Annotated in this window: 19 protein-coding genes and 1 pseudogene; 13 read left to right on the top strand and 7 right to left on the bottom strand. The window is 60.8% G+C overall.

Annotated features, from left to right (window positions below):
• Nucleotides 1–18: 18 nt before the first annotated feature.
• From GQ39_RS05930 to GQ39_RS05915, 4 genes are read right to left on the bottom strand one after another with little or no spacing between them, the layout of a single operon-like run.
• Nucleotides 19–1,161 carry an acyl-CoA dehydrogenase family protein gene (locus GQ39_RS05930; RefSeq protein WP_047528112.1) on the bottom strand — a complete coding sequence of 381 codons (1,143 nt, stop codon included), beginning with the start codon at nucleotides 1,159–1,161 and terminating at the stop codon, nucleotides 19–21.
• 11 nt (nucleotides 1,162–1,172) lie between these two features.
• Nucleotides 1,173–2,369 carry an acyl-CoA dehydrogenase family protein gene (locus GQ39_RS05925; RefSeq protein WP_047528111.1) on the bottom strand — a complete coding sequence of 399 codons (1,197 nt, stop codon included), beginning with the start codon at nucleotides 2,367–2,369 and terminating at the stop codon, nucleotides 1,173–1,175.
• Nucleotides 2,370–2,417: 48 nt separating this feature from the next.
• Nucleotides 2,418–3,278, bottom strand: coding sequence for an enoyl-CoA hydratase/isomerase family protein (locus tag GQ39_RS05920; RefSeq protein WP_047528109.1), 861 nt, complete (start codon nucleotides 3,276–3,278; stop codon nucleotides 2,418–2,420).
• A 51-nt stretch (nucleotides 3,279–3,329) separates the two neighbouring features.
• Nucleotides 3,330–4,106 (bottom strand): enoyl-CoA hydratase, encoded by a 777-nt coding sequence (locus GQ39_RS05915; protein WP_047528107.1) that lies wholly within the window; start codon nucleotides 4,104–4,106, stop codon nucleotides 3,330–3,332.
• A 238-nt stretch (nucleotides 4,107–4,344) separates the two neighbouring features.
• Between GQ39_RS05915 and GQ39_RS05910 the strand changes: the two genes are divergently transcribed.
• The 8 genes from GQ39_RS05910 (at nucleotide 4,345) to GQ39_RS05875 (ending at nucleotide 12,296) form a co-directional block, all read left to right on the top strand.
• A complete protein-coding gene (locus GQ39_RS05910; RefSeq protein ID WP_236693081.1) occupies nucleotides 4,345–5,940 on the top strand; it encodes an AMP-binding protein in 1,596 nt (531 codons plus the stop codon).
• Between the two features lie 46 nt (nucleotides 5,941–5,986).
• The gene (locus GQ39_RS05905) at nucleotides 5,987–6,754 is read left to right on the top strand and encodes an SDR family NAD(P)-dependent oxidoreductase (protein ID WP_047528102.1); all 768 of its coding nucleotides are present in this window, start codon (nucleotides 5,987–5,989) and stop codon (nucleotides 6,752–6,754) included.
• A 31-nt stretch (nucleotides 6,755–6,785) separates the two neighbouring features.
• Nucleotides 6,786–7,568 carry a 2-ketocyclohexanecarboxyl-CoA hydrolase gene (gene badI / locus GQ39_RS05900; protein ID WP_047528100.1) on the top strand — a complete coding sequence of 261 codons (783 nt, stop codon included), beginning with the start codon at nucleotides 6,786–6,788 and terminating at the stop codon, nucleotides 7,566–7,568.
• 59 nt (nucleotides 7,569–7,627) lie between these two features.
• Nucleotides 7,628–8,767 (top strand): cyclohexanecarboxyl-CoA dehydrogenase, encoded by a 1,140-nt coding sequence (gene aliB / locus GQ39_RS05895; RefSeq protein WP_047538486.1) that lies wholly within the window; start codon nucleotides 7,628–7,630, stop codon nucleotides 8,765–8,767.
• A gap of 73 nt (nucleotides 8,768–8,840) precedes the next feature.
• On the top strand, nucleotides 8,841–9,320 hold the full coding sequence (locus GQ39_RS05890; protein WP_047528098.1) for a MarR family winged helix-turn-helix transcriptional regulator: 480 nt from the start codon (nucleotides 8,841–8,843) through the stop codon (nucleotides 9,318–9,320).
• Nucleotides 9,321–9,438: 118 nt separating this feature from the next.
• Nucleotides 9,439–10,740: an OprD family porin gene (locus tag GQ39_RS05885; RefSeq protein ID WP_052193481.1), complete on the top strand. Its 1,302-nt coding sequence runs from the start codon at nucleotides 9,439–9,441 to the stop codon at nucleotides 10,738–10,740.
• A gap of 144 nt (nucleotides 10,741–10,884) precedes the next feature.
• Complete coding sequence (locus tag GQ39_RS05880; RefSeq protein ID WP_047528096.1) at nucleotides 10,885–11,406, top strand: GNAT family N-acetyltransferase; 522 nt, start codon at nucleotides 10,885–10,887, stop codon at nucleotides 11,404–11,406.
• 560 nt (nucleotides 11,407–11,966) lie between these two features.
• Nucleotides 11,967–12,296, top strand: coding sequence for a hypothetical protein (locus GQ39_RS05875; protein WP_047528094.1), 330 nt, complete (start codon nucleotides 11,967–11,969; stop codon nucleotides 12,294–12,296).
• Nucleotides 12,297–12,443: 147 nt separating this feature from the next.
• Here the strand turns inward: GQ39_RS05875 and GQ39_RS05870 are convergent, their stop codons facing one another.
• Nucleotides 12,444–13,946 carry an aldehyde dehydrogenase family protein gene (locus GQ39_RS05870; protein ID WP_047528093.1) on the bottom strand — a complete coding sequence of 501 codons (1,503 nt, stop codon included), beginning with the start codon at nucleotides 13,944–13,946 and terminating at the stop codon, nucleotides 12,444–12,446.
• 165 nt (nucleotides 13,947–14,111) lie between these two features.
• Between GQ39_RS05870 and GQ39_RS05865 the strand changes: the two genes are divergently transcribed.
• Nucleotides 14,112–14,903: an N-acetylmuramidase domain-containing protein gene (locus tag GQ39_RS05865; protein ID WP_047528091.1), complete on the top strand. Its 792-nt coding sequence runs from the start codon at nucleotides 14,112–14,114 to the stop codon at nucleotides 14,901–14,903.
• A 48-nt stretch (nucleotides 14,904–14,951) separates the two neighbouring features.
• Here the strand turns inward: GQ39_RS05865 and GQ39_RS33710 are convergent, their stop codons facing one another.
• Together GQ39_RS33710 and GQ39_RS33705 are read right to left on the bottom strand one after the other, a co-directional pair.
• Nucleotides 14,952–15,335 carry a CZB domain-containing protein gene (locus tag GQ39_RS33710; RefSeq protein ID WP_236693136.1) on the bottom strand — a complete coding sequence of 128 codons (384 nt, stop codon included), beginning with the start codon at nucleotides 15,333–15,335 and terminating at the stop codon, nucleotides 14,952–14,954.
• A gap of 57 nt (nucleotides 15,336–15,392) precedes the next feature.
• Nucleotides 15,393–15,821: pseudogene (locus tag GQ39_RS33705) on the bottom strand (methyl-accepting chemotaxis protein); the annotation flags it as partial.
• A gap of 620 nt (nucleotides 15,822–16,441) precedes the next feature.
• Between GQ39_RS33705 and GQ39_RS05855 the strand changes: the two are divergent.
• From GQ39_RS05855 to GQ39_RS05840, 4 genes are all read left to right on the top strand, one after another.
• A complete protein-coding gene (locus tag GQ39_RS05855; RefSeq protein WP_047528089.1) occupies nucleotides 16,442–16,957 on the top strand; it encodes an HvfX family Cu-binding RiPP maturation protein in 516 nt (171 codons plus the stop codon).
• A 297-nt stretch (nucleotides 16,958–17,254) separates the two neighbouring features.
• A complete protein-coding gene (locus GQ39_RS33190) occupies nucleotides 17,255–17,563 on the top strand; it encodes a transposase (RefSeq protein WP_047527362.1) in 309 nt (102 codons plus the stop codon).
• Nucleotides 17,560–18,402 carry an IS3 family transposase gene (locus GQ39_RS05845; protein ID WP_047528087.1) on the top strand — a complete coding sequence of 281 codons (843 nt, stop codon included), beginning with the start codon at nucleotides 17,560–17,562 and terminating at the stop codon, nucleotides 18,400–18,402. Before GQ39_RS33190 ends, GQ39_RS05845 begins: the two co-directional genes overlap by 4 nt.
• Before the next feature lie 433 nt (nucleotides 18,403–18,835).
• A complete protein-coding gene (locus tag GQ39_RS05840; protein ID WP_047528084.1) occupies nucleotides 18,836–22,327 on the top strand; it encodes a hypothetical protein in 3,492 nt (1,163 codons plus the stop codon).
• Nucleotides 22,328–22,386: the final 59 nt, after the last annotated feature.

The following is a 22,386-nucleotide window of genomic DNA, read 5'->3' as shown; positions in this document are numbered from 1 at the left end:
TGTGAGTGCAGTGATCGGTCAGGCGCTGTGCAGCAGCTCGGCGTAGGCCTGCAAATGGTGATCGTCATCGCCCAATTGATGACCCAGCATCACCAGGCGCTTGGCGTGATGGGCCAGGCTGTACTCCCAGGTCATGCCGATACCGCCGTGCAACTGGATCGCTTGCTCGGCGATCAGGCGTGCGGCGCGGACCACCACGAACTTCGCGGCGGCCAGTTGCCGGCTACGTTCGTCGCCGTCGGCTTGATCAGCCACACAGGCGGCAAGGATGGCCATGGAGGTGGCCATTTCCAGCTCGCCGCACATGTCGGCCATGCGATGCTGCAGCACCTGGAATTTGCCGATTGGCGTGCCGAACTGCTTGCGCGTCTTCAGGTAGTCGAGGGTCAGGCGAAAGGCTTCCTGCATGCCGCCGACGGCCTCGGCGCACTGCCCGGCAATGGCCCGACCCTGCTGATAACGCAACGCCGGCAAGGCTTCGCCGATGTCACCGAGCAAAGCACCCCGGGACACAAAGACATCGTCGAGAATCAGATCACTGGCTCGCGGGCCATCGATGCAGGGGTAATCGCGACGCTGCAACCCATGGACTTGCGCCTCGACCAGAAACAGGCTGATGCCCTGTTCGCAACGTGTATCACCGCTGGTTCGTGCCGACACCAGGATCAATCCCGCACTGGCCGCGCCCACCACACAGATCTTGCGCCCGGACAGGCACCAGCCACCCTCGACCGGGCGCGCCTGGGTCTGCACATCGTGCAGCTGGTAATGGCTTTGCAGTTCTTCCAGAGCCACCGCCAGTTGCAGTGAGCCTTCGGCCACCCGCGGCAGCAGGTCTGCCTTTTGGCTGGCATCACCGAGTTGTTGCAGCAGGCCGGCCGCGTGAATCTGCGACTGCAGGAAGGGCTCCAGGCACAGGTGGCGACCGAGCTCGGTCATGATCAGCAGGTTGTCCACGCCGCTGCCACCGAAGCCGCCATGTTCCTGGGCAATCGGCACCGAACACAGGCCCAGTTCTGCCATCTGGTTCCAGAACACCGGGCTCATGCCGGCTTCGCTGTGGTAATAGCCTTCGCGGGCTTCGAAGCTGTAGTGATCGCGGGCCAGTCGGGCCACGGTGTCTTGCAGCATTTGCTGCTCGGAGCTGAGTGTGAAGTCCATTGCGTGCCTCCTTAAAGCTCAAGAATCATCTTGGCGATGATGTTCTTTTGAATTTCATTGGAGCCGCCGTAGATAGACAGCTTGCGAAGGTTGAAATACTGGCTGGCGGGGGCGGCGCTGTAGTCGCTGTGCAGCGCAGTGCCGGTAAAGTCGTCGGTCAATTGCGCTTCGACGAAAGGCAACGCCTTGGCGCCCAGCGCCTTGCGCAACAGGTGACTGATGGCCTGGCGAATTTCCGAGCCTTTGATTTTCAGGATCGAGCTTTCGGCACCGGGCACACCGCCGGCCTGGGCAGCAGCGAGGATGCGCAAGGTGCTCATCTCGATGGCCAGCAGCTCAATCTCCACCTGGGCGACCTGCAAGCGAAACTGCGGGTCCTGCAGCAACGGCCGGCCGTTGCGCAACTCCTGCCGGGCGACCGCTTTGAGGTGCGCCAAGGCTGCCTTGGATTGGCCGATGCCAGCCTGCCCGGTGCGCTCGTGGGTCAGCAGGTATTTGGCGCAGGTCCAGCCCTGGTTCTCTTCGCCCACCAGGTTTTCCACTGGCACGCGGACGTTGTCGAAGAACACTTCGTTGACCTCATGCTCGCCCTCGAGCGTGATGATCGGGCGAACGCTGATGCCCGGCGTGGTCATGTCGATCAGCAGGAAAGAAATGCCCCGCTGCTGCCGGGCTTCGCTGTCCGTGCGCACCAGGCAGAAAATCATGTTGGCGTGCTGGCCGAGCGTGGTCCAGGTCTTCTGGCCATTGACCACATAGTGGTCGCCCTCGCGCACGGCGCGGGTCTTGAGGCTGGCCAGGTCCGAACCGGCACCCGGTTCCGAGTAGCCCTGGCACCACCAGTCTTCTCCGCTCAGGATGCGTGGCAGGTAATGCGCCTGCTGCGCCGGGTTGCCGAATTTCATGATCACCGGCGCAACCATATTGACGCCGAAGGAGATCAGGCGCGGCGCACCGAAGGCGGCGCACTCCTGCTCGAAAATGTGTTTTTGCACCACGCTCCAACCGGTGCCACCAAAGGTCACCGGCCAATTGGCCGCGTACCAGCCACGCCGGGCAAGGATGCGCTGCCAGCGTTGGTGGTCGTCCTTGCTCAGACGCTTGCCGAGGCGAACGCTATTGGCGATGTCCGCCGGCAGCGCGTCACGAAGGAAAGCACGCACCTCGGTGCGGAACTCAAGCTCGGCGGGTGTGTAGTGGATGTCCATGCAAAATCCTCGGTCGATGGTCAGGCCAACACCAGGCTGGCCGCAGGTTCAGCGTCGGCCGCTCTTGGCTGTCTGGCGCCGGGCAAAGAAATCTTCGATCAGCGCTGCGCGCTGGGGCGATGCCATGCATTCGAGAAACAGCGCGCGCTCGCGCTGCAACCCTTCGATCAATGGCATCTGGATCGCCGCTTCGATCGCAGCGAGGCAGCGCGGTGCCGAGAACGAATCAGCCTGGGTGCGGCCGATTTCGCTGCGCCGGGCCGCAATCAATGCACTGGCCTCGGCAGACGTCGTTGGCATCGTCATCTGGCCGACGCGCCGCACGCCCACCCGCTCGGCCAACAGGTGCCGCGCATGCGCAAGGCCTGCAACCAGAGGCTCATCGTCGAACAGTGCGTCTACAAGACCGAGCTCCAGTGCCCGGGTTGCCTCGATCGGCTCGCCGCCGATGATCATGTCCAGCGCGCTTTGCACACCCACCAAGCGCGGCAGGCGTTGGCTGCCGCCGCCCCCAGGCAGCAAACCCAGACGGGTTTCCGGCAGGCCGAGCCGGGTGGCACGGTGAGCGATGCGGTAGTGACAGCCCAGCGCGACCTCCAGCCCGCCACCCAGCACTGAGCCGTGCAACACCGCCAGCGAGGGCTTGCTGCCGTTCTCGATGGCCAGGGTCAGTTCCTGCAGGATCGGCGCCTGGGCCGGTTGTCCGAACTCGCGAATATCGGCACCGGCAATAAAGGTCTTGCCTGCGCAATAGAGCATGATCAACTCGACCTGCCCGTCCCGCTCGGCCGCCATGAACGCTTGCAACAGCCCGACGCGCACGGCGTGACCGAGGGCATTGACCGGCGGGTTGTCGACCCGGATCAAGGCCACGCCTGCCTCGCGCGTCATTTGTACGACTGAAGTCATCGGACAGCTCCTCTTCTTATAGTTATGCGGCTTGCCAATCGATCGCGTTTCTCAGCGATGGGTCCATACCGGCTGGCGCTTCTGAGCGAAGGCCTGCATGCCCTCCTTCTGGTCCTGACTGGCGAAACTGGCGTGCATCAATCGCCGCTCGAACTGCACACCCTCGGCCAGGGTGGTTTCGAAGGCACGGTTGACCGCTTCTTTATTGAGTTTCACCGCGATCGCCGGGTGAGCGGCAATCTGCGCGGCCACGGCCAGGGCTTCATCCAGCAGGTCTGCCAGGGGCACTACGCGACTGATCAAGCCGCAGCGCTCGGCCTCATCGACTTCCATGAAGCGCCCGGTCAGGCACAGGTCCATGGCCTTGGCCTTGCCGATGGCGCGGGTCAGGCGCTGGGTGCCGCCGGCACCGGGCAACGTGCCGACCTTGACTTCGGGCTGGCCGAATCGAGCGTTGTCGGCGGCGATGACCATGTCGCACATCATCGCCAACTCGCAGCCCCCGCCCAGCGCCAGACCGGCAACCGCGGCGATCACCGGCTTGCGGCAGCGGGTGACGGTCTCCCAGTTGGCCGTGACGAAATCCTCCAGGTACACATCGGCGAACCCCTTGAACTGCAATTCGCTGAGATCGGCACCGGCCGCGAAGGCTTTGTCGTTGCCGGTAATGACGACGGCCCGAATCCGCTCATCGGCCTCGAAGGCCAGCAGCGCCTGGCCCAGCTCGGTCATCAAGGCGTCATTGAGGGCGTTATGGACAGCCGGGCGATTCAAACGGATCAGGCCGACGGCTGCACGCTGCTCGACAAGGATATTCAGGAAAGCCATGTCACCTACCTCTTGTTGTTCGGTATGGGTTTCGAATATATCCACAGAAAAAATTAAAGACAACATGTTGACACATTAATTTTGAAAGCCTTATCTTCAGCTCATCGAAAGGGCAATACCAGATCGTAAGAAAACAACAATTCCAACCCTTAAGAGTCGATACTTATAAATGAACACCTGGACAGCCACACCACCAGATCGTCATCCGGAAGCGTCCTCCACAAGCGCTATCAGTGACATGATCATTACAGATTACTGGGGTATACAGGTTGCACGAGGCCAAGGCTGTCGCGCCCTGTCGAGCTACCAGGCTGGCGAGAACAATCCTGTCTCGTTTACCTACGGCGAACTGGATGCCGTGGTCACCCGCATGGGTGCCGGCCTGGCCGCCCTGGGTGTGGAAAAAGGCAGTGTGGTGTCCTGCCAGTTGCCCAACGGCTGGCAGATGACAGCCTTGTTCCTGGCCTGTGCCCGTATCGGCGCGGTGTTCAACCCGCTGATGCCGATCTTTCGGGAACGCGAACTGCGCTTCATGCTCGGCCACGCCCGCAGTCATCTTCTGGTCGTGCCCAAACACTTCCGGGGTTTCGATTACGCCAGCATGGCCGAAGGCCTGCGCACCGACCTGCCGGAACTGCGCCATGTACTGGTGATAGGGGGTGACGGTCACAACAGCTTTGAACAGCAACTGCTCGAGCGGGAATGGGAGAAGGACTGCGATACCCAGGCGCTGTTCGCAGAACGACGCCCCCAGGCCGACGATATTCTCCAGCTGCTGTTCACTTCCGGCACCACGGGTGAACCCAAAGGGGTGCTGCACACCTCCAGGACCCTGCTGAGCAATATCATTCCTTATGCCGAGCGCCTGGGGCTTGGCCACGAAGACATCATCTTCATGGCCTCGCCCATGGCTCACCAGACCGGTTTTCTCTACGGCCTGATGATGCCCATCTACCTCGGCGCGGCAGCGGTACTGCAAGACGTCTGGGATGCGCGCACCGCCATAAGGATCGCCGCCGCCGAGCGCCCGACTTTCACGATGGCCTCAACACCGTTTCTCGCCGATTTGATCGAGCTCGCACCGGACAATGGTGACGCGCTCACGAGCCTGCGTTTTTTTGTCTCGGCCGGCGCGCCCATTCCGGAAAGCCTGGTGGAAAAGGCTGGCCACAGCCTCAACGCGACAATCATCTCGGCCTGGGGCATGACCGAAACCGGCGCTGCCACCATGACGCGTCCGCAGGACGATCCCGAGCGGGCCATCTACAGCGACGGCGTGGTGCTACCGCTCATGGATGTGCGGGTGGTCGATGATGCCGGGCTTGCGCTGCCCGCCGGCACCGAAGGCCATCTTCAGGTCCGCGGCGCGAGCCTGTTCGTGGGCTACCTCAAGCGCCCCGATCTCTACGGCGTTGACGCCCAGGGCTGGTTCTCCACCGGAGACCTGGCCCGTATGGATGCCCAGGGCTACATCCGCATCACCGGACGAACAAAGGATGTCGTCATTCGCGGCGGCGAAAACATTCCGGTGGTTGAGGTGGAAAACCTGCTCTACAAGCACCCGGCCATTTCGGCGGCGGCCCTGGTGGGCTGCCCCGACGAGCGACTCGGTGAGCGTGTCTGCGCTTACGTCACGTTGCATGACGACTATACGGAGCTGAGCCTCGATGACGCGGTGACCTTTCTGCTCGAACACAGTCTGTCGCGCAACTATTTGCCCGAGTACCTGGAGGTGCTGCCTGCCCTGCCCCGCACGCCCTCCGGGAAGATCCAGAAATTCAAGCTGCACGAGCGGGCCGCGAACATTCGCATCGACCCGGCCAAGCGTCGCTGATCAACACACTCGATACACGCAACTCAACTGACTTGGAGAATGCCCCATGAAAGGCCTTAGTGGAAAAACCGTGATCATCACTGGCGGGGGCGGCGGCATCGGCCGCGCGGTGTGCCAGCGCTTCGCCGCCGAAGGCAGCCGGGTGGCGGTGCTGGATCGCGACAGCGCTGCGGCGCAGGTCACCGTCGACCTGATCCGCGAAGCCGGTGGAAAAGCAGTCGCCTATGCCGCCGACATCGCCGACTACGACGCCATCACCCAGACCGTGGCGGCCATCGAAAAAGACTTGGGTGTGCCGACCGTACTGGTCAACAACGCCGGGTTCGACCGCTTCATGCCGTTTCTCAAGACCGAACCAAAGCTCTGGGAGCAGCTGATTTCGATCAACCTGACCGGCGCCCTGAACATGCACCACGTGGTGCTGCCGAAAATGCTCGAGGCCGGTGGCGGCAAAGTCATCAACATTGCCTCGGATGCCGCCCGCGTCGGCTCGTCGGGCGAGGCCGTCTATGCAGCCTGCAAGGCTGGCCTGGTGGGCTTGAGCAAAACCCTGGCGCGGGAGCTGGCGACCAAGAACATCAACGTCAACGTGGTCTGCCCCGGTCCGACCGACACCGCGCTGCTCAAAAGCGTGGCCGAAACCTCCAGCAACCCGGAAAAGCTCCTGGAAGCCTTCAAGAATGCCGTGCCGATGCGCCGACTCGGCCAACCGGAAGACTATCCGGGAATCATCGCCCTGCTCGCCAGCGACGATGCCAATTTCATCACCGGTCAAGTCATCAGCGTGTCCGGCGGCCTGACGATGGCTGGCTAAGCCAGACGATACTCATATGGGAGAGCATGCAATGAACTACGAAGACATCCTGTACCAAGAACTCAACGGTGTCGCGACCATCACCATCAACCGCCCCGAGCGCTACAACGCATTCCGCGGCCAGACCTGCATGGAGCTGATTGACGCGTTCAACCGCGCCGGCTGGAACAAGGAAATCGGCGTCATCGTCTTCACCGGCGCAGGCGACAAGGCATTTTGCACCGGAGGCGACCAGGGCGCTCATGAAGGCCAGTACGACGGCCGCGGCCTGATCGGCCTGCCGGTCGAAGAGCTGCAGAACCTGATCCGCGAAGTACCCAAGCCAGTGATCGCACGGGTCAACGGCTTCGCCATCGGTGGCGGGCACGTGCTGCACGTGGTCTGCGACCTGAGCATCGCCTCGGAAAACGCGGTGTTCGGCCAGGTCGGCCCCAAGGTCGGCTCGGTCGACCCGGGCTACGGCACCGCCTACCTGTCGCGCCTGATCGGCGAAAAACGCGCCCGCGAAATCTGGTACCTGTGCCGCAAGTACAGCGCCCGCCAGGCGCTGGACTGGGGGCTGGTCAACGCCGTGGTGCCCCACGATCAGCTCGATGAAGAAGTCCAGAAATGGTGCGAGGAAATTCTCGAGAAGAGCCCTACCGCGTTGTCCATCGCCAAGCGCTCGTTCAATGCCGACAGCGCCAACATCGGCGGCATCGGCGGGCTCGGCATGCAGGCCCTGAGCCTGTACTACGACACTGAGGAGTCCAGGGAAGGCGTCGCCGCTTTCAAGGAAAAGCGCAAGCCCGAGTTCCGTAAATTCTACAAATGATCCCTGCGCCGGCAGCCATGGCGCTGCCGGTTCAGCACCCGAATGGCCTGGAGAGCATCATGAATTTCGCATTCACAGAACAACAAAATGCCATCCGCGACAGCGTTGCACGATTCAGCGCTGACGTCCTCGCCCCCGGTTATCGCCAACGGGATCGCGACGGCCGCATCGAGCGCGAAGTCATTGCCCAAATGGGCGAAATGGGCCTGCTTGGCGGTGAACTGCCTGAGGAGTTCGGCGGCAGCGGCCTGGACTGTGTCACCGCCGGCCTGATCATCGAAGAACTGGCCCGTGGCGACTTCAACGTCGCGTACATCCCACTGCTGACGTCGTTGAACGGCCAGATCATCGCCCAATACGCCGAATCCTCGCTCGCCCGGGAATGGCTGAGCGAAATGACTGCCGGTCGCAAGGTCGCCTGCATCGCCCTGACCGAACCCGGCGGCGGATCGGATGCCGCCAGCCTGCGCCTGAAGGCCGAGCTCAAGGGCGATGTCTATGTGCTGAACGGCGAGAAAACCTCCATTTCCATGGCCGACCAGGCCGACGTCGCCGTGGTCTTCGCCCGCACCGGCACCGTGGAGCAACGCGCCAGCGGCATCAGCGCTTTTCTGGTGCCCATGAACCTGCCGGGCATCAGCACCACCCGTTTCGAGGATGCCGGCGAGCGTGCCATTGGCCGCGGGTCGATTTTCTTCGACAACGTTGAAGTGCCGGCCAGCCATCGCCTGGGCGATGAAAATAAGGGATTCAAACAGGTGATGCAGGGCTTCGACTACAGCCGCGCCCTGATCGGCCTGCAGTGCCTGGCATTGGCCCAGCAGTCGCTGGATGAAACCTGGCAATGGCTGACCGAACGCAAGGCCTTCGGCCAGGCGTTGTCTTCCTTTCAGGGTTTGACCCACCCACTGGCAGAATTGCAGACCTACGTGCATGCTGCGCGCCTGCAGTGCTATTACGCCTTGTGGCTCAAGGATAATAAGCTGCCGCACAATGCCGAGGCGGCCATGAACAAATGGTGGGGACCGAAACTGGCATTCGATGTGGTCAAGCAGTGCCTGCTGGCCCATGGGCACACCGGTTACGGCGAGGACCTGCCGTTCGCCCAGCGCTTGCGCGATGTACTTGGCCTGCAAATCGGTGACGGCACCGCGCAGATCATGAAAAATATCATCGCGCGCGAATTTGTCCCCAACTGATGCCCTGCCGGCTCCGCCAGGCCGGGCGCTCATACAGCCGCGCTCGTCCTTACGGAGCCGACAAGGAACATTGATGAACAATAGCGATACCCGATCCGTACCCAATACGCTGTTTTTCCGGTTGTTCCAGACCGGGAACGTGCTGCAAAGGCAAGTCCAGAAAGAGATGGGCATCAGCACGGTGCAATGGGCCGTGCTCGGCGCACTGTCACGCGAACGTTATGAAGGGGGTATTTCGTTCTTTGAACTGACCGAATACCTGTTCGTCAGTCGCCAGAGCCTGGACGGTGTACTCAAGCGCATGGAGCGCGACAACCATGTGCTGCGCGTGCCCCACCCGGATGACGGACGTGCCCGCCTGGTGCAGTTGACCGATACCGGCAGGACATTCTGGGACTCTCTGCAGGAAAGGATCCAGACGTTTTACCAGCAGGCATTGAAAGGCTTCAGTTTCGACGACAGCGTCAGCCTGCTGCATTACCTCAACAAGCTACAGGGCGACATGGCCGCCATATCGCTCGGTAGCGAGCAGCCAGACGACGAGGCGCAATAGGCTGATCCCAACCTTCCTGCCCTCGCCCAAGCGTCATTGTTCATAAAACCCTGAACAGCCCTTTCCAGGGGCTGGCTGAACAACAAAAACAACTCACGGCAGGCAGGAACATCACATCATGCGTACAGCCAATCCCGTCACTGGGCATCTGGCCGGGCCGACTCGCGCCCGGTATTCCTTGAAAGCCACTTGTGTGTCTGCGTTATTGCTCGCGACACAGGCCCATGCAGACCTGGTCGCCGACAGCCACATGAGCCTGGAAACACGAAATTTCTACATGAATCGCGATTACCGGGACGCGGGTCTGTCCGACGGACCGCGCCATGATGGCAAGCCTCAGAGCAAGGCCGAAGACTGGGCACAAGGCTTCATTCTGCGCGGTAACTCCGGGTTCACCGAGGGTACGGTCGGCGTTGGCCTGGATGTCCTGGGGCTGGTCGGCGTCAAGCTCGACTCCGGCGGCGGCAGCAGTGGTACGGGTGTCCTGCAGCGCAATCAACGGACTGGCGAGCCCGTCGACGAGTACAGTTTCCTGGCGCCGACCGCCAAGCTCAAAGTCGCCAAGACCCTGGTCACCCTCGGCAACCACGAACCGGTCATGCCCGTGTTGTTCCGCAATGACACACGGCTGTTGCCACAAACCTATCAGGGTGGTCAGGTCGTCTCCACTGACATCCAGAACCTGAGCCTCACCGCCGGACAATTTCGCCAGGCCCATCAGCGCGACTCGTCAGACTATGAAGACATGCGCATGGCGGCCGATGGCTCTACCGGCGGCGTGCCCACAGACCGCTTCAACTACGCAGGCGCGACCTACGCCCTCCAGCCCAATCTCAGCGCCACGTTTTACCGCGCCGAACTGAAGGACAATTACAGCCAGAATGCCGCCAGCCTTTTATACAAGTCGGCGTTGACCGAAAGCGTCAACTTCAAGGCCGACCTACGCTACTTCGGCAGCGATAACGAAGGCCATACCAACGTCGACAACCGCTATTTGGGTGGCATGTTCACGGTGAGCAGCCGCGGCCATTCCCTGGGCCTTGGTTATCAAAACCAACGTGGCGACACCGGACTTCCCTATTTGTCGGTTGCCGATCCCTGGGCCTTGAACAACGGCACTTACCAACCCTTTGTCCGGGCCAGGGAAGATTCCTGGCAATTGCGCTATGACTATGACTTTGCCCCCGTGGGCCTGCCCGGACTGACATTGATGACCCGCTACATGCGAGGCAATGATTTCGAGATTCGAGGCGTTGCCGCCAAAGAGTGGGAGCGCAATACCGACATTGCCTACGTGATCCAGAGCGGGCCTTTACGAAACCTGAGCCTGCGCTGGCGCAATGTCACGTATCGCGGCAGCGAAACGACCGATGTGGATGAAAATCGCCTGATCGTCGCCTACACGTTCAAGTTCTGGTAGGCCGAGGTTTACGCCCATTGTCCCGGAACTGAATTCAGCCAGAAGTGGCATCGTCACAACCGTGGCGAGGGTGCCCGCTCCCTCGCCACGGTTCATTCGCCGTTCCAACTATCCTTGACTGACGGATATCAGGAGCCACCGGTGATGCCTACGATCAATCTGCACGCCGCACAGCGCGACGACCTGGAAACCCTTGAATGCCTGATGCAGTTCTATACCTATGACTTCAGCGAGTGGTTGCCGTTGAAACTGGCTGAACACGGTTTCTTCAACATCCTGCCCCTGACCGATTACTGGCGAAAACCCGCGACCCGGCCGTTTCTCATCAGGGTGGACGGGGAATTGGCCGGGTTCGTGACCGTGGACGATGAAACCCTTCGGCCCGGTATCGAGCACAACATCGGTTACCTGTTCGTGACCCGGCGCTTTCGTGGCCAGGGTGTCGCGAAGTTTGTCGTTTCCACCCTCTTGAGCCGTTTCCCCGGTCAATGGCAGATTTTCCACATCGAGGCGAACCAACCGGCGCGACTGTTCTGGGCTGCGGTCATGCCCGATCTCACGGGTGGCGAGTACAGCCTGCATCACCCGTCGATTGGCGGTTATCCATGCACCCTTTACCGCTTTGAAAAATCGCCACCTTCGCCAGCACCAGGCCCAATCCCGTAGAGCCGCCAAAGGCTTCGATCCTGGCGATCCATCCGCCCCACAGCCCCCTAAACCCTTTGTGCTAATTCCAAACAGCTTTGTCAGACAATATGTAGTGACGAAAAATATTCACTACAAAACCGTTGACGCCTTCGATTTGCCCTTGCATGATGCAGACGTCTCCCCGATCGGGAGTACACGCAACACGCTTGAGCAAGCTCGTCTGACCGCCGAGCTGTTTTTTCCGGATACACCCTGCCCACAAGGCAGATTGAAGAAGCTGACCTGGCCCGAACGTCCAGTACAAGGACGAGAAGCGCTAGCGATCCATCCTCATGAAGCTTGTGCCCGACCCTGAAAACGTCGGCAGTGGCCTGAAGGTATTCGCTGCTTCTCTTCGTTGTGACGCTAACGCGTAGCAGTTATTCAACACGACTACATGCAACAGATGCGGGACCCCGTCGAATATGGCGGACGACTGCTGACGTCCTGGTTTCGGTGCCAGGGATCAACTAACCGATGGGCTACTTGTATTAGCGAATCAACTTTGAAAGATCACCAAATGGTCAAGGGGTTTTAAAATGAATCTGAACAATCAACCAACTATCGAAGAACTGGCTCGTATGTTCGCTGCGCAAAAAGACAGCCACGACAGCCATATTCTGTGGATCAGCAAGTCGGGCCAGGTTCATATCGACTGCCTGTCGCCACATGCCCATGAAACTGAGTTTGACCAGAACAACCAGAACCTGCTCGCCCGACTGAAGATGTACCGTCGCGGCCAGGGCTATGTCGGCAAGAAAGCGGCGGCCGACAAGGACTTCATCGGTAATGTTCTGCAAACGCTGAAACAGACCTGGGCATCGATGCAGAACCAGAACGAAGTTCGGGTGATTGACCGGTTCTACTGATCAGGAAGCGTCATCACTGACTTACCCATAAAAAAGGGCCTGCTCCCCACAAGGAGCAGGCCCTTTTTGATGCCTGATAGACCTGCTGACCGACGTTCACATTTGCCAGCGAACTTGACCGCAACGGCCGCTGCGTCAGGCGCTTTTTTAACGTTTGACCGACAGATTCGTCTGGGTCATGCGGCTACGGATCGTGAACACGCCATCGCCCGAGAGAATCGCGCTACGGGCAAACAGGCGTCCGCTTTCCCAGTTCGACAGGCCCAGCTCGGGCTTGTTGAGCGCGTACTGGCCATCGACCCAACGGGTAATGCCATTGCCGACAAAGGGCGCATTGACCGCATTGTAGAAACGCTCCTGGGTCGCCGCGTCTTCGCTGAGCAGCGACACGGTGAACTGAGGGCTGTAGCGATTGAACAAGGCGATGGCGCTGTCCAGGTCGTCGACGATCTTCAGGCTCACTTCAGGGGTTTCTTCCCATTCCCACTCGCGGCCCAGCTGATCTTCCGGCAGCGGCTCGGCCAGTGCTTCGGTGCGATAGCCTTCAGCACGGTAGACCTCGACGGTCGCGCCTTGCCACTGCGCCGGCAGGAACGTTTCGCTGCCTTCGACGATGTGCAATTTGCAGCCCTGGCCCCGCGCCTTGCCGGCCTGTTGCAGTGCGTCCAGAAACAGTGGCACCAGTTCAACAGCGCGGTCGCGGTGGATCAGGCAGACGTTGAGGGTATTGCAGACCTTGCGGTCGAGGGAGTTGCGCACCACCGCGGCGAAACGCGTGGCGTCGGCGTCGCTGTGGGCGATCAACCAGGCGCCACCGGTGCCGTGCAGGCTGACGGCGGTGCCGGCCTGTTGCGCGATGCTGCCCAACTGGCTGACGGCGCGACCCGAACCCCGGGCCACCGCCAGCGATAGACGGCGGTCGGCAAACATCGCCCAACCGGCGGCATGATTGACGCTCTCCACCAGCGACACCGCACCGGTCGGCAACCCTGCGTCGGCCAGCGCCGGATTCAACGCGTGAGTGACGATGGCCTGGGCGGTACCCAAGGCATCACTGCCAATGCGCAGTACGGCAGTGTTACCGGTGCGCAGCACACCGGCGGCGTCGGCGAAGACGTTCGGCCGGCCTTCGAAGACGAACGCGACAATGCCCAGCGGCGAAACCACCTGCTCGACTTTCCAGCCGTCATGCTCAACGCAGCTGACCACTTGGCCGCGGGTGGCCGCGGCATCGCGCCAGGCGCGCAGGCCGGCGATCATGTCGCGACGCATGCGCTCATCGGCCAGCAAACGGGTGGTCGAACGACCGCGAGCCTTGGCCCGTTCGATGTCAGCCAGGTTGGCCGCCTCGATCAAGGCCCAGCACTCCGGGTTTTCCAGACGTTGGGCAAACAGATCGAAGAAGGTGCTGATGGCTTGATCCGACACCAACGACATTGCGGTAAACGCTGCTTCGGCACGGGCAATCGCGACGGACGCCGCCTGCTGGTCAGCCACTGGAATCAGCAGCAGTTCACCGCTGACCTGCTCCACCAACAGGTGGTCACCGGGCTGGAAGCGTGCCGCCAGTTCGGGGCTGACCACAGTGACACGATTACCAGCGAAAGGGATCGGCGTGCCAGCGACTAGACGTTCGAGCGCGAAAGACATGAAGCAGTATCACCATGCAATGGGCGGGCGGAAAATGTATAGCAAAAGTCCCTGAGCGTCATCCGCCGTTGGCCAGCACCGATGATCGTAAAACCCTCTGCCCGGGCCCGGCCCGCCTACGCTTAAAGCGCGTACCCGCGTTTCCTGTTTTCGACGGAGGCCGTCATGAGCGATGAATTCACCAGCCATGGCGCAGCGCTTGACGACGAAGGAATGGAAAATGCCCTGGACCTGGCCAAAGTCAGCGCTGCGCAACTCTGGGCTGTGCTAGCAGTAGAAACCTCCGGCAACGGATTCTTTTCCGACCGGCGCCCGAAAATCCTTTACGAACGTCACGTCTTCAGCCGCTTGACCCATCAGACGTTTGACGCACAACACCCCGATATCAGCAGCAAATCCCCCGGCAGCTACGGCGCAACGGGCGCGCATCAATATGATCGGCTGAATCAGGCCATCAGCCTGAACCGCAACGCGGCCCTGCAAAGCGCTTCCTGGGGACTGGGCCAGACGATGGGCTTCAATTTCGCCGCAACGGGGTCGTCGGATGTCGAGGCGATGATCAAGCGCATGGTTGCATCCGAAAACGAACAACTGCTGTGCACCGTGAACCAACTGATCGAGGGGGGATCGGTCGCGGCGCTGCGGGCCAAGGACTGGGCGAACTTCGCCCGTCGTTACAACGGCCCCAACTACGCCATCAACAACTACGACTTGCGACTCAGCGCCGCGTATCAAAAGTTCTCTTATGGGGGCACGCCGGACCTGCGAATCCGTATGGCGCAAACCTACCTCACGTACCTGGGCTGGCACCCTGGCGCCATCGACGGCATCGTCGGCAAGCAGACCCGGGACGCAATGAACCTGTTCCAGGCCAAGGAAGGACTGGACTCGACCACGGTGCTCAACGACGAAACCCTGGAACATTTGCGCAACCGGGTCCTGGCGTTATCGGACTGACTCGATGCCCACGCAAACGGCCCCGCAGGTGCAGCGGGGCATGGGACCTCAGACCGCCGATTGCAGGCGCGAATGGAGCAAGCCCTTGACCGTGCGCATCACGGCGGCATTCGCCTGCTCCATCTGAGCCACCTGCTTCAAGGCTTCTTCCAGCTCGCCACGGGCATGGGCTTGCATCGCCGCCTGGCCGCTGCTGTGCACCAGACGATGGGGCACCTCCATGCGCCGGAAATCCGCGTTACGCTCGGCCTCGTTGCCTTCGCCGTAATACCACTGGCCGAACAGGCACTCGGTTTCATCTGGCAGGGTCAAGGGCGAACCGGGCTTGGGATTGAGCAGGCGGTCATACACCGTGACCTTGAGCGTCAGCTCCTGCAGGTTGGCCAGCTCGACGTTGGACAAGAGGTGCGACTGGTCGATTTCCCACTGCATCAGCTGCGCTTCGCTGTACATGCCGGCCATGGCTTCGGCGGTTTTATCGATCACCGCGCCGAAGGCACTGGAAATCTGGCTCTGTTGCGAAATCGCCTGTTTGGCCTGGCTGATTTCCTGCTGGATGGCCGAAGTTTCCTTAACGATTTCCCGGGTCGCTTCGGCGGTTTTCTCCGCCAGCAGGCGCACCTCCCCGGCCACCACCGCGAAGCCGCGCCCGGTGTCCCCGGCGCGCGCGGCTTCGATGGCTGCATTGAGCGCCAACAGGTTGGTTTTGCGGGCAATGTCGCTGATCAAATCGACGATGCGATCAATCTCACTGGCCCGGCCGACCAAATGAGTGATCACGCCTTCCAGCGCATCCAGCCCGGCGGCCATGACCCGCGATTGTTCTTGCAGATGACCGACCTGCTCGCGATTGTCGATGGCGGCGCGGGCCACGGTTTGCGCCCGTTGGTGATTGAGCTTGAGGCGCTGGTTGAGCATCGAGAAGGATTCGCTGACCGGCGACAACGAGTTACCGCAGGTCAACAGGTGTTGCGCCAGGCCACGGAAGAAGTCGCGATCACGTCGATCAGCCTGGTGCGCGATCAGAAGCGCGTCGTCCGGGGATGCCACGACCGCCGGTTGCGGCACCGCCGCGGAGGGCTCAACGCTATGCCCGGCGGTTTTCCTGCGCCATGTGAAATTCATCGTCACTCCCCCTGCCCATGACGCAACGCGCCAAAAGCGCGGACGATACGAATGAACGGCACCGGGTAACAGATCCAATTTGACGAATTAACCGCACGCCACCACACCGCCAATGTCCTGTGGGAGCGAGCTTGCTCGCGATAGCGGTGGGTCAGCCACCCTCAATGCTGGATGCGCAACCGTCATCGCGGGCAAGCCCGCTCCCACAGGAGGGCGGTGATGACTCGGGATGGTTGCGTATCAAAGTGTGTACAGCCCTGCCCCAGACACACCCCGCACTTAAAACCCCACCCCAAAGACACACCGCAGATACACCCGGTTGATGAAATGCGCCTGTCGATTGGCCAAGCCGATCCTTGCGCGAACGGGCGCACAGTCGCCCGACATCCCTGATTTGTAGGAGCCCCCTGTCCATGAGCACTTTCATTTCATCCACCGTCAAAGGCCTGCACCTGAACCTTGACCGCGCCGGCACCTGGATCGCGCCTTTGACCCTGCGGATTTTTCTGGCCTGGGAGTTTTTCGAATCCGGACTGGAAAAATTCAATGGCGAAAACTGGTTCGCCGACATCCAGGACCGCTTCCTGTTTCCGTTCAACCACCTGCCGGCCACGTTGAACTGGGAACTGTCGATGTGGGTGGAATTGATCTGCGCCCTCGCCTTGCTGGTGGGCCTGGCCACACGCTTTTCGGCGATCAGCCTGATGGTGGTCACCATCGTCGCCACCGCCGCTGTTCACTGGCCGGCCGATTGGTCGACCTTGAGTGACCTGGCCCAGGGTTACTCGATCACCAACAAAGGCTATGGCAACTTCAAACTGCCGCTGATTTACCTCGCTGCGCTGGTACCACTGGTGCTGTCAGGCCCCGGCAAGTTCAGTCTCGATGCGCTGCTGGCCCGATGCTTCTGGCGCCATAGCCCTGTCTGAATCAACATCTGTAGGAGCCAGCCTGCTGGCGATGGACTCAAGCACGCCGCGTTCATCCAGACCACACGCGTTATCGTTGACGTCCATCGCGAGCGAGCTCGCTCCTACAAGAGACCATGCCCAGGCATGGGTCACGCAATACCTGTAGGAGCCAGCCTGCTGGCGATGGTCTCCAGTACGCCGAGTTCATCCAGATCACACGCGTTATCGTTGACGTCCATCGCGAGCGAGCTGAACTGGCCTAATGATCCCGGACACCTCTTAAGGGCGATATGATTCGCCCAATCAGGAGGTTCCATGCAAGAGCGAAAGACCTATACCCGCGAGTTCAAGCAACGTGCTGCAAGCATGGTTCTTGACGACAACTGTTCAGTTTCCGACGTCTGCGCATCGATGGATGTCGGCCCTACGGCTCTGCGCCGCTGGGTTGATCAGGTGCGTAAAGAACGTCAGAAAGGGCAACCCGTAGCAGGTACTAAAGCGATCAGCGACGAGCAGCGAGAACTCCAACAATTACGCGCCAAGATCAAACGCCTGGAGACTGAGGCCGAAATCTTAAAAAAGGCTACCGCTCTCTTGATGTCGGATCCCGATCGTTTTTCCTGATTGAGGAGCTGAGAGAGTCAAGCTCGTATCCGACCAGCCAGCTTTGCAGTGCTCTGGGCGTTTCTCGCAGCGCGTTCTATGACTGGCGCCATCGCCGCTCAGTACCAAATACCGAGCGTGATGCGCTCAGGGCAAAGGTCGTACAGCTGCATGCTGAAAGTAGGGAAAGTGCCGGTGCGAGAATTATCTCCCAGTGCTTGAAGGCTCAGCGGCTCAAGGTTGGAAGGTATCTAGCAGGAAGACTGATGGCGGAGGCGAATCTGGTTAGCAGACAGCGCCGCCGCCATCAATACCGCTCCAGGGGCGTCGAAGCATTTGTGGCCAAGAACCTGCTCGAACGTAACTTCGAGCCAACAGCAATCAATCAGGTCTGGTGTGGCGACGTTACCAGCCTGATGGTCGGGAAACGCTGGTATCACTTGGCGGTGGTCATTGATCTGTTCGCCCGCCGAATCGTTGGCTGGGCGTTTTCTCTGATCAATGACGCCAACCTGGTTAGCAGGGCGCTGAAAATGGCAGTGGAGGTTCGAGGCAAACATGCGGGCTTGATGTTTCATTCGGATCAAGGCTGCCAATACACCAGCCAGCGTTTTCAGTCCGATCTGCTGGATCATGGGATAACGCAAAGCATGAGCCGCAGGGGGCAGTGCTGGGACAATGCGCCAACAGAGCGTTTCTTCGGGACGCTCAAATCAGAGTGGGTGCCCACCAAGGGCTACACGACAGTTGAAGAAGCCAGGCAGGATATGACCAGCTTCTTTATGCGATACAACCGAATCAGGCTCCACAGCTACAACAACTACCTGTCGCCAATAGCCATGGAGCAAAAAGCGGCATAAACACCGTAATCGGTGTCCGGGGTTACTTGACCAGTTCAAGCTCGCTCCTACAAGAGACCATGCCCAGGCAGGGGTCACGCAATACCTGTAGGAGCCAGCCTGCTGGCGATGGACTCAAGCACGCCGCGTTCATCCAGACCACACGCGTTATCGTTGACGTCCATCGCGAGCGAGCTCGCTCCTACAAGAGACCATGCCCAGGCATGGGTCACGCAATACCTGTAGGAGCCAGCCTGCTGGCGATGGACTCAAGCACGCCGCGCTGATCCAGATCACACGCGTTATCGTTGACGTCCATCGCGAGCGAGCTCGCTCCTACAGAGGTCAGTCAGCGGCAAATCGGGCAAATAATCGTCCATTCAGGCCAAACCCCTTGGTTGTTTGGGTCTATACATAACTGTACGCAGTGGGCCGACAACAAGAGGCACAGGCCGTGGACAGCAAGGGTTCGGGCACGAATCTGGCCTTTTGGTTGCCAGGCAGTGCGGTCATCCTGAGTCTGGTGGTATCGATGTTCGCCCTCAACCGCGAACCCTTCCTAGAACCGCGCCCCATCGGTGCGCAATTCCAGGCGCAACTGCCTATCGAAGCACGGCTTTGGCAGGACCCTTTCGACGCGGTCGAGCGCTATCGCAAAAAGCTCGGCGACAGCAAAAACCCCGATGCCGAGAACGTGTGCAGCCCCGACCTTTCGCCACTGTCCGGCGCAAAACAGGCGCCCGATATCATGGTCGCGCTGGTCGAGGGCGGCCCCTACGCCGATGAGGTCGAGCGACGCCGGCGCATTCGCTACGCCTTGCTCGCCGGCTTCAAGAATTCCCATCGAGTGCCGGATCAGGAGCAGTACATTCACTGCCTGAGACTCGCCGACAACCTGTCCCCCGATGCGCCACAGAAAAACGCCGTCGTCGACGCGCCCTACGAAGTGTTCGTCTCCAACCCCTTCGATCCGCCGACCGGGCTGGAAGGCGCCTCACCACCTGCGGACCGCACGATCGTGTTCTGGTTGAAACAGGACGCCCTCGGTCCGACGCCGTTGCAAAACCTGGAAACCCTGCGCCAGACCCTGAATCACAAAGTCACTGCGGCGTGCGCGCCAACTGGCTGCTCCGAACAGCCGGAGCGCGCCGTGTTGAAGGTCATCGGGCCGTCGACCTCGACGGTGCTGCGAGACATGTTCCAGGATCAGGACATCGGCAAGGCCACGCCGAATGTGGAAATCTACTCACCGTTGGCCACCGCCGATAACGAAACCCTGGATCGCGGCTACCAACGGCTGTCACCGCCGCTGGTCAATCGGCCACCCATGAAGTTGCTGCGCACCGTCAGCGACGACGGCACCATGACCCAATTGATGCTCGACGAGCTGAAGTTGCGCCGCGTCGACCCGGCCGCCGGCGTGCGTTGTAGCGACGGTACACAGCGCCGGGTCGATTCACCCTGCACGCGCACGCTGCGGCGCAGCGACAACCGCATCGCCTTGATTTCCGAGTGGGACAGTTTCTACAGCCGCGCGCTGATCGAAAGCTTCAAACTGCAGGTGGCCCGGGACGCGCACCTGAATGACAGCGAAAAGAACCCGCGTGAAGCGGTCGACCAATGGATTTTGCGCTTCAGCTATTTACGCGGCCTGGATGGGCGTCTGCCGGAAGAGTCGGCGAGCACTGACAAAACCGCCAGCACCGATGCCGGCAAAAACACACCGGGCAGCCCCCCGATCGACCTCAGTCCGCTGGAAAAGGCCGACGGTAATGCTCAGCTCGACTACCTGCGACGCCTGGCCGACCACATCGCCCGCGAAGACGAGGCCTATCGACGCAATGGCGAAAGCGGCATCGGTGCCATCGGCATACTGGGCGTCGATGCCTACGACAAGCTGCTGGTGTTGCAGGCACTCAAGAGCCGGATGCCCTACAAACTGTACTTTTCCACCGACCTTGATGCCCGCATGCTGCAACGGGGCCAGGCGCAGACCACCCGCAACCTGATCCTGGCGGCCCCTTACGGGCTTACCCTGACGCGCGCCCTGCAACAAGACGTGCCGCCGTTCCGCGACAGCCTGCAAAGTGCGGTGTTTGTCTCGGTGCTGGCGGCGCTGGCGCCGCAGTCGTTCGATGCCAAGCGCGCGAAGTTCGACTATTCCAAATCGGAGCTGCTATCGCCGGGCATTTATGAAATCGGCATCAGTGGCTTCATTCCCCTGGCGAACCGGCTTAGCGCCTCACGCCCGGCCAATTGCCAGGCGCCGGCCCAATCGCAATCCGATCGCGGCATCCGCCCCCACGACCTGATGGCCCTGCGCTGCCTCCAGGACCCTTCGCCACCACCCTACCCCGAACCGTCGCCGTCGATCCGCGAGCGTTTCAAACAAACCCAATCCTTTTTCTGGGCCGGGCCGCTGACGTTCTCCTTGCTGATGATCGCCAGTTTCATCCTCTGGTGGCGGATCGAAGGTCCGCAGGACGATCACGACGCGCGGCTGGCCTGGGTGCGCGGCGTGCCGATCAGCCTGTTCATGGTCGCGGCGGTGTGCGCCTTCATCGCCACGCGCTTCTGGCACGCGGAGTTTCTCTGGTTCACCTTCGTGTTGATCCTGCTGGGCATCCTGTCATTGAACCTGACCCGGCGCTCCACCCGAAAACTGGCGCTGGCCGAGGATCCGATGGCCAGTCCTGTCCCGGCCTCCGACGACGCCTGGGTGTGGTACATCGTGGTTCCGCTGGTGATGTTCATTCTCGCGCTGATGCTGGCGTACCAGATGCGCAGCACCCTGACCGACAACGGCCTGGGCGAGCCGATGTTTCTGTTCGAAGGCATCAGTGCCTGGCCGACCGTGGCGTTGCGGTTGCTGGCGGTGCTGATATCCATCTCGGCATTGACCTGGGGCTGGCGCAAGTTGCGCATCAACCGCGCCGAGATCGAAACCACCTTTCACTTGCGCCTGCACATGCGCAAATACGAGATGACCTTGTGGGGCCAGGTTCGACGCTTGCTGCGCCGTGGCAAAGGCTGGAGCTTGCGGCGCTGGTGCAATGAACTGGGTCACTGGTTGCTGCTGATATTTTTCCCGTTGATGAGCGCCAGCGAGGACTGGTCAAAACCCTGTGCGTCGGCTCAGGTCAATTGCACCGACGGGCGCAAGATGATCTCCATTGCACGCTTCTGGGGCGAGCATTGCATCTGTGGTTCATTCGGTGCCCGCATGCTGCGGGCGGGACTCGCCACCTGGCTTTACGTGGTCGTGACCAGCGTACTGTTTGTCGTCTGGCCCATGGAAGGCATGCCCGTTCGCGGTCAATCGATCTGGTGGATGGTGAGCTGGCTGATTCCCACCCTGACGTTCCAGGTTCTGGTGTTCTGGGTCATGGACGCCAATCTGCTGTTGACCCGATTTATCCGCCATCTCAGCGAGCATCATGCGATCTGGCCGGGTTCGTTGCAGGCTGAGCACAAGAAAATCTTCGGAACGCTCAAGCACCCCTGTATCGATGAGTGGGTGGATATGCAGCTGATCGCCAAGCGCACCTCGGCCGTCAACCGACTGATTTACGCGCCGACGGTGGTCATGTTGATCCTGGTGGCCTCACGCAGCAGCCTGTTCGACAACTGGCCGACACCGCCCGGCCTGGTCATTTCCTACCTGGTCACGGCGCTGTTGCTGCTCGGTTCCGCGCTGTCACTGCGACGCGCCGCAGAAAAGGCCCGCACCCGGGCCTTGCAGCGACTCGACGCCTACCTGCTGGAAACCCAGGAATCCTCACCCTGCTACGGCAAGTTCAAGATGATCCGCGAGCGGGTGGCGACGCTCAATACCGGCTCCTTCTCACGCTATGCCGAAGACCCGCTGATCAAGGCCTTGCTGTTGTCGCTGACCGGGATTGGCGGCTCGGCGATTGTCGATGCGCTGAATTTTGCAAAGTTTTAAGGCGCAGCCCCCTGGATCAGAAGCCTTGCGATTGCTGTTGCACGTCAATCGCAAGGTTG

The sequence above is a fragment of the Pseudomonas sp. 11/12A genome (genome assembly GCF_000800055.1).
GTDB lineage: Bacteria > Pseudomonadota > Gammaproteobacteria > Pseudomonadales > Pseudomonadaceae > Aquipseudomonas > Aquipseudomonas mohnii.
Note: the sequence above shows the minus strand (reverse complement) of the source record. Positions and strands in the feature narration are given on the sequence as shown.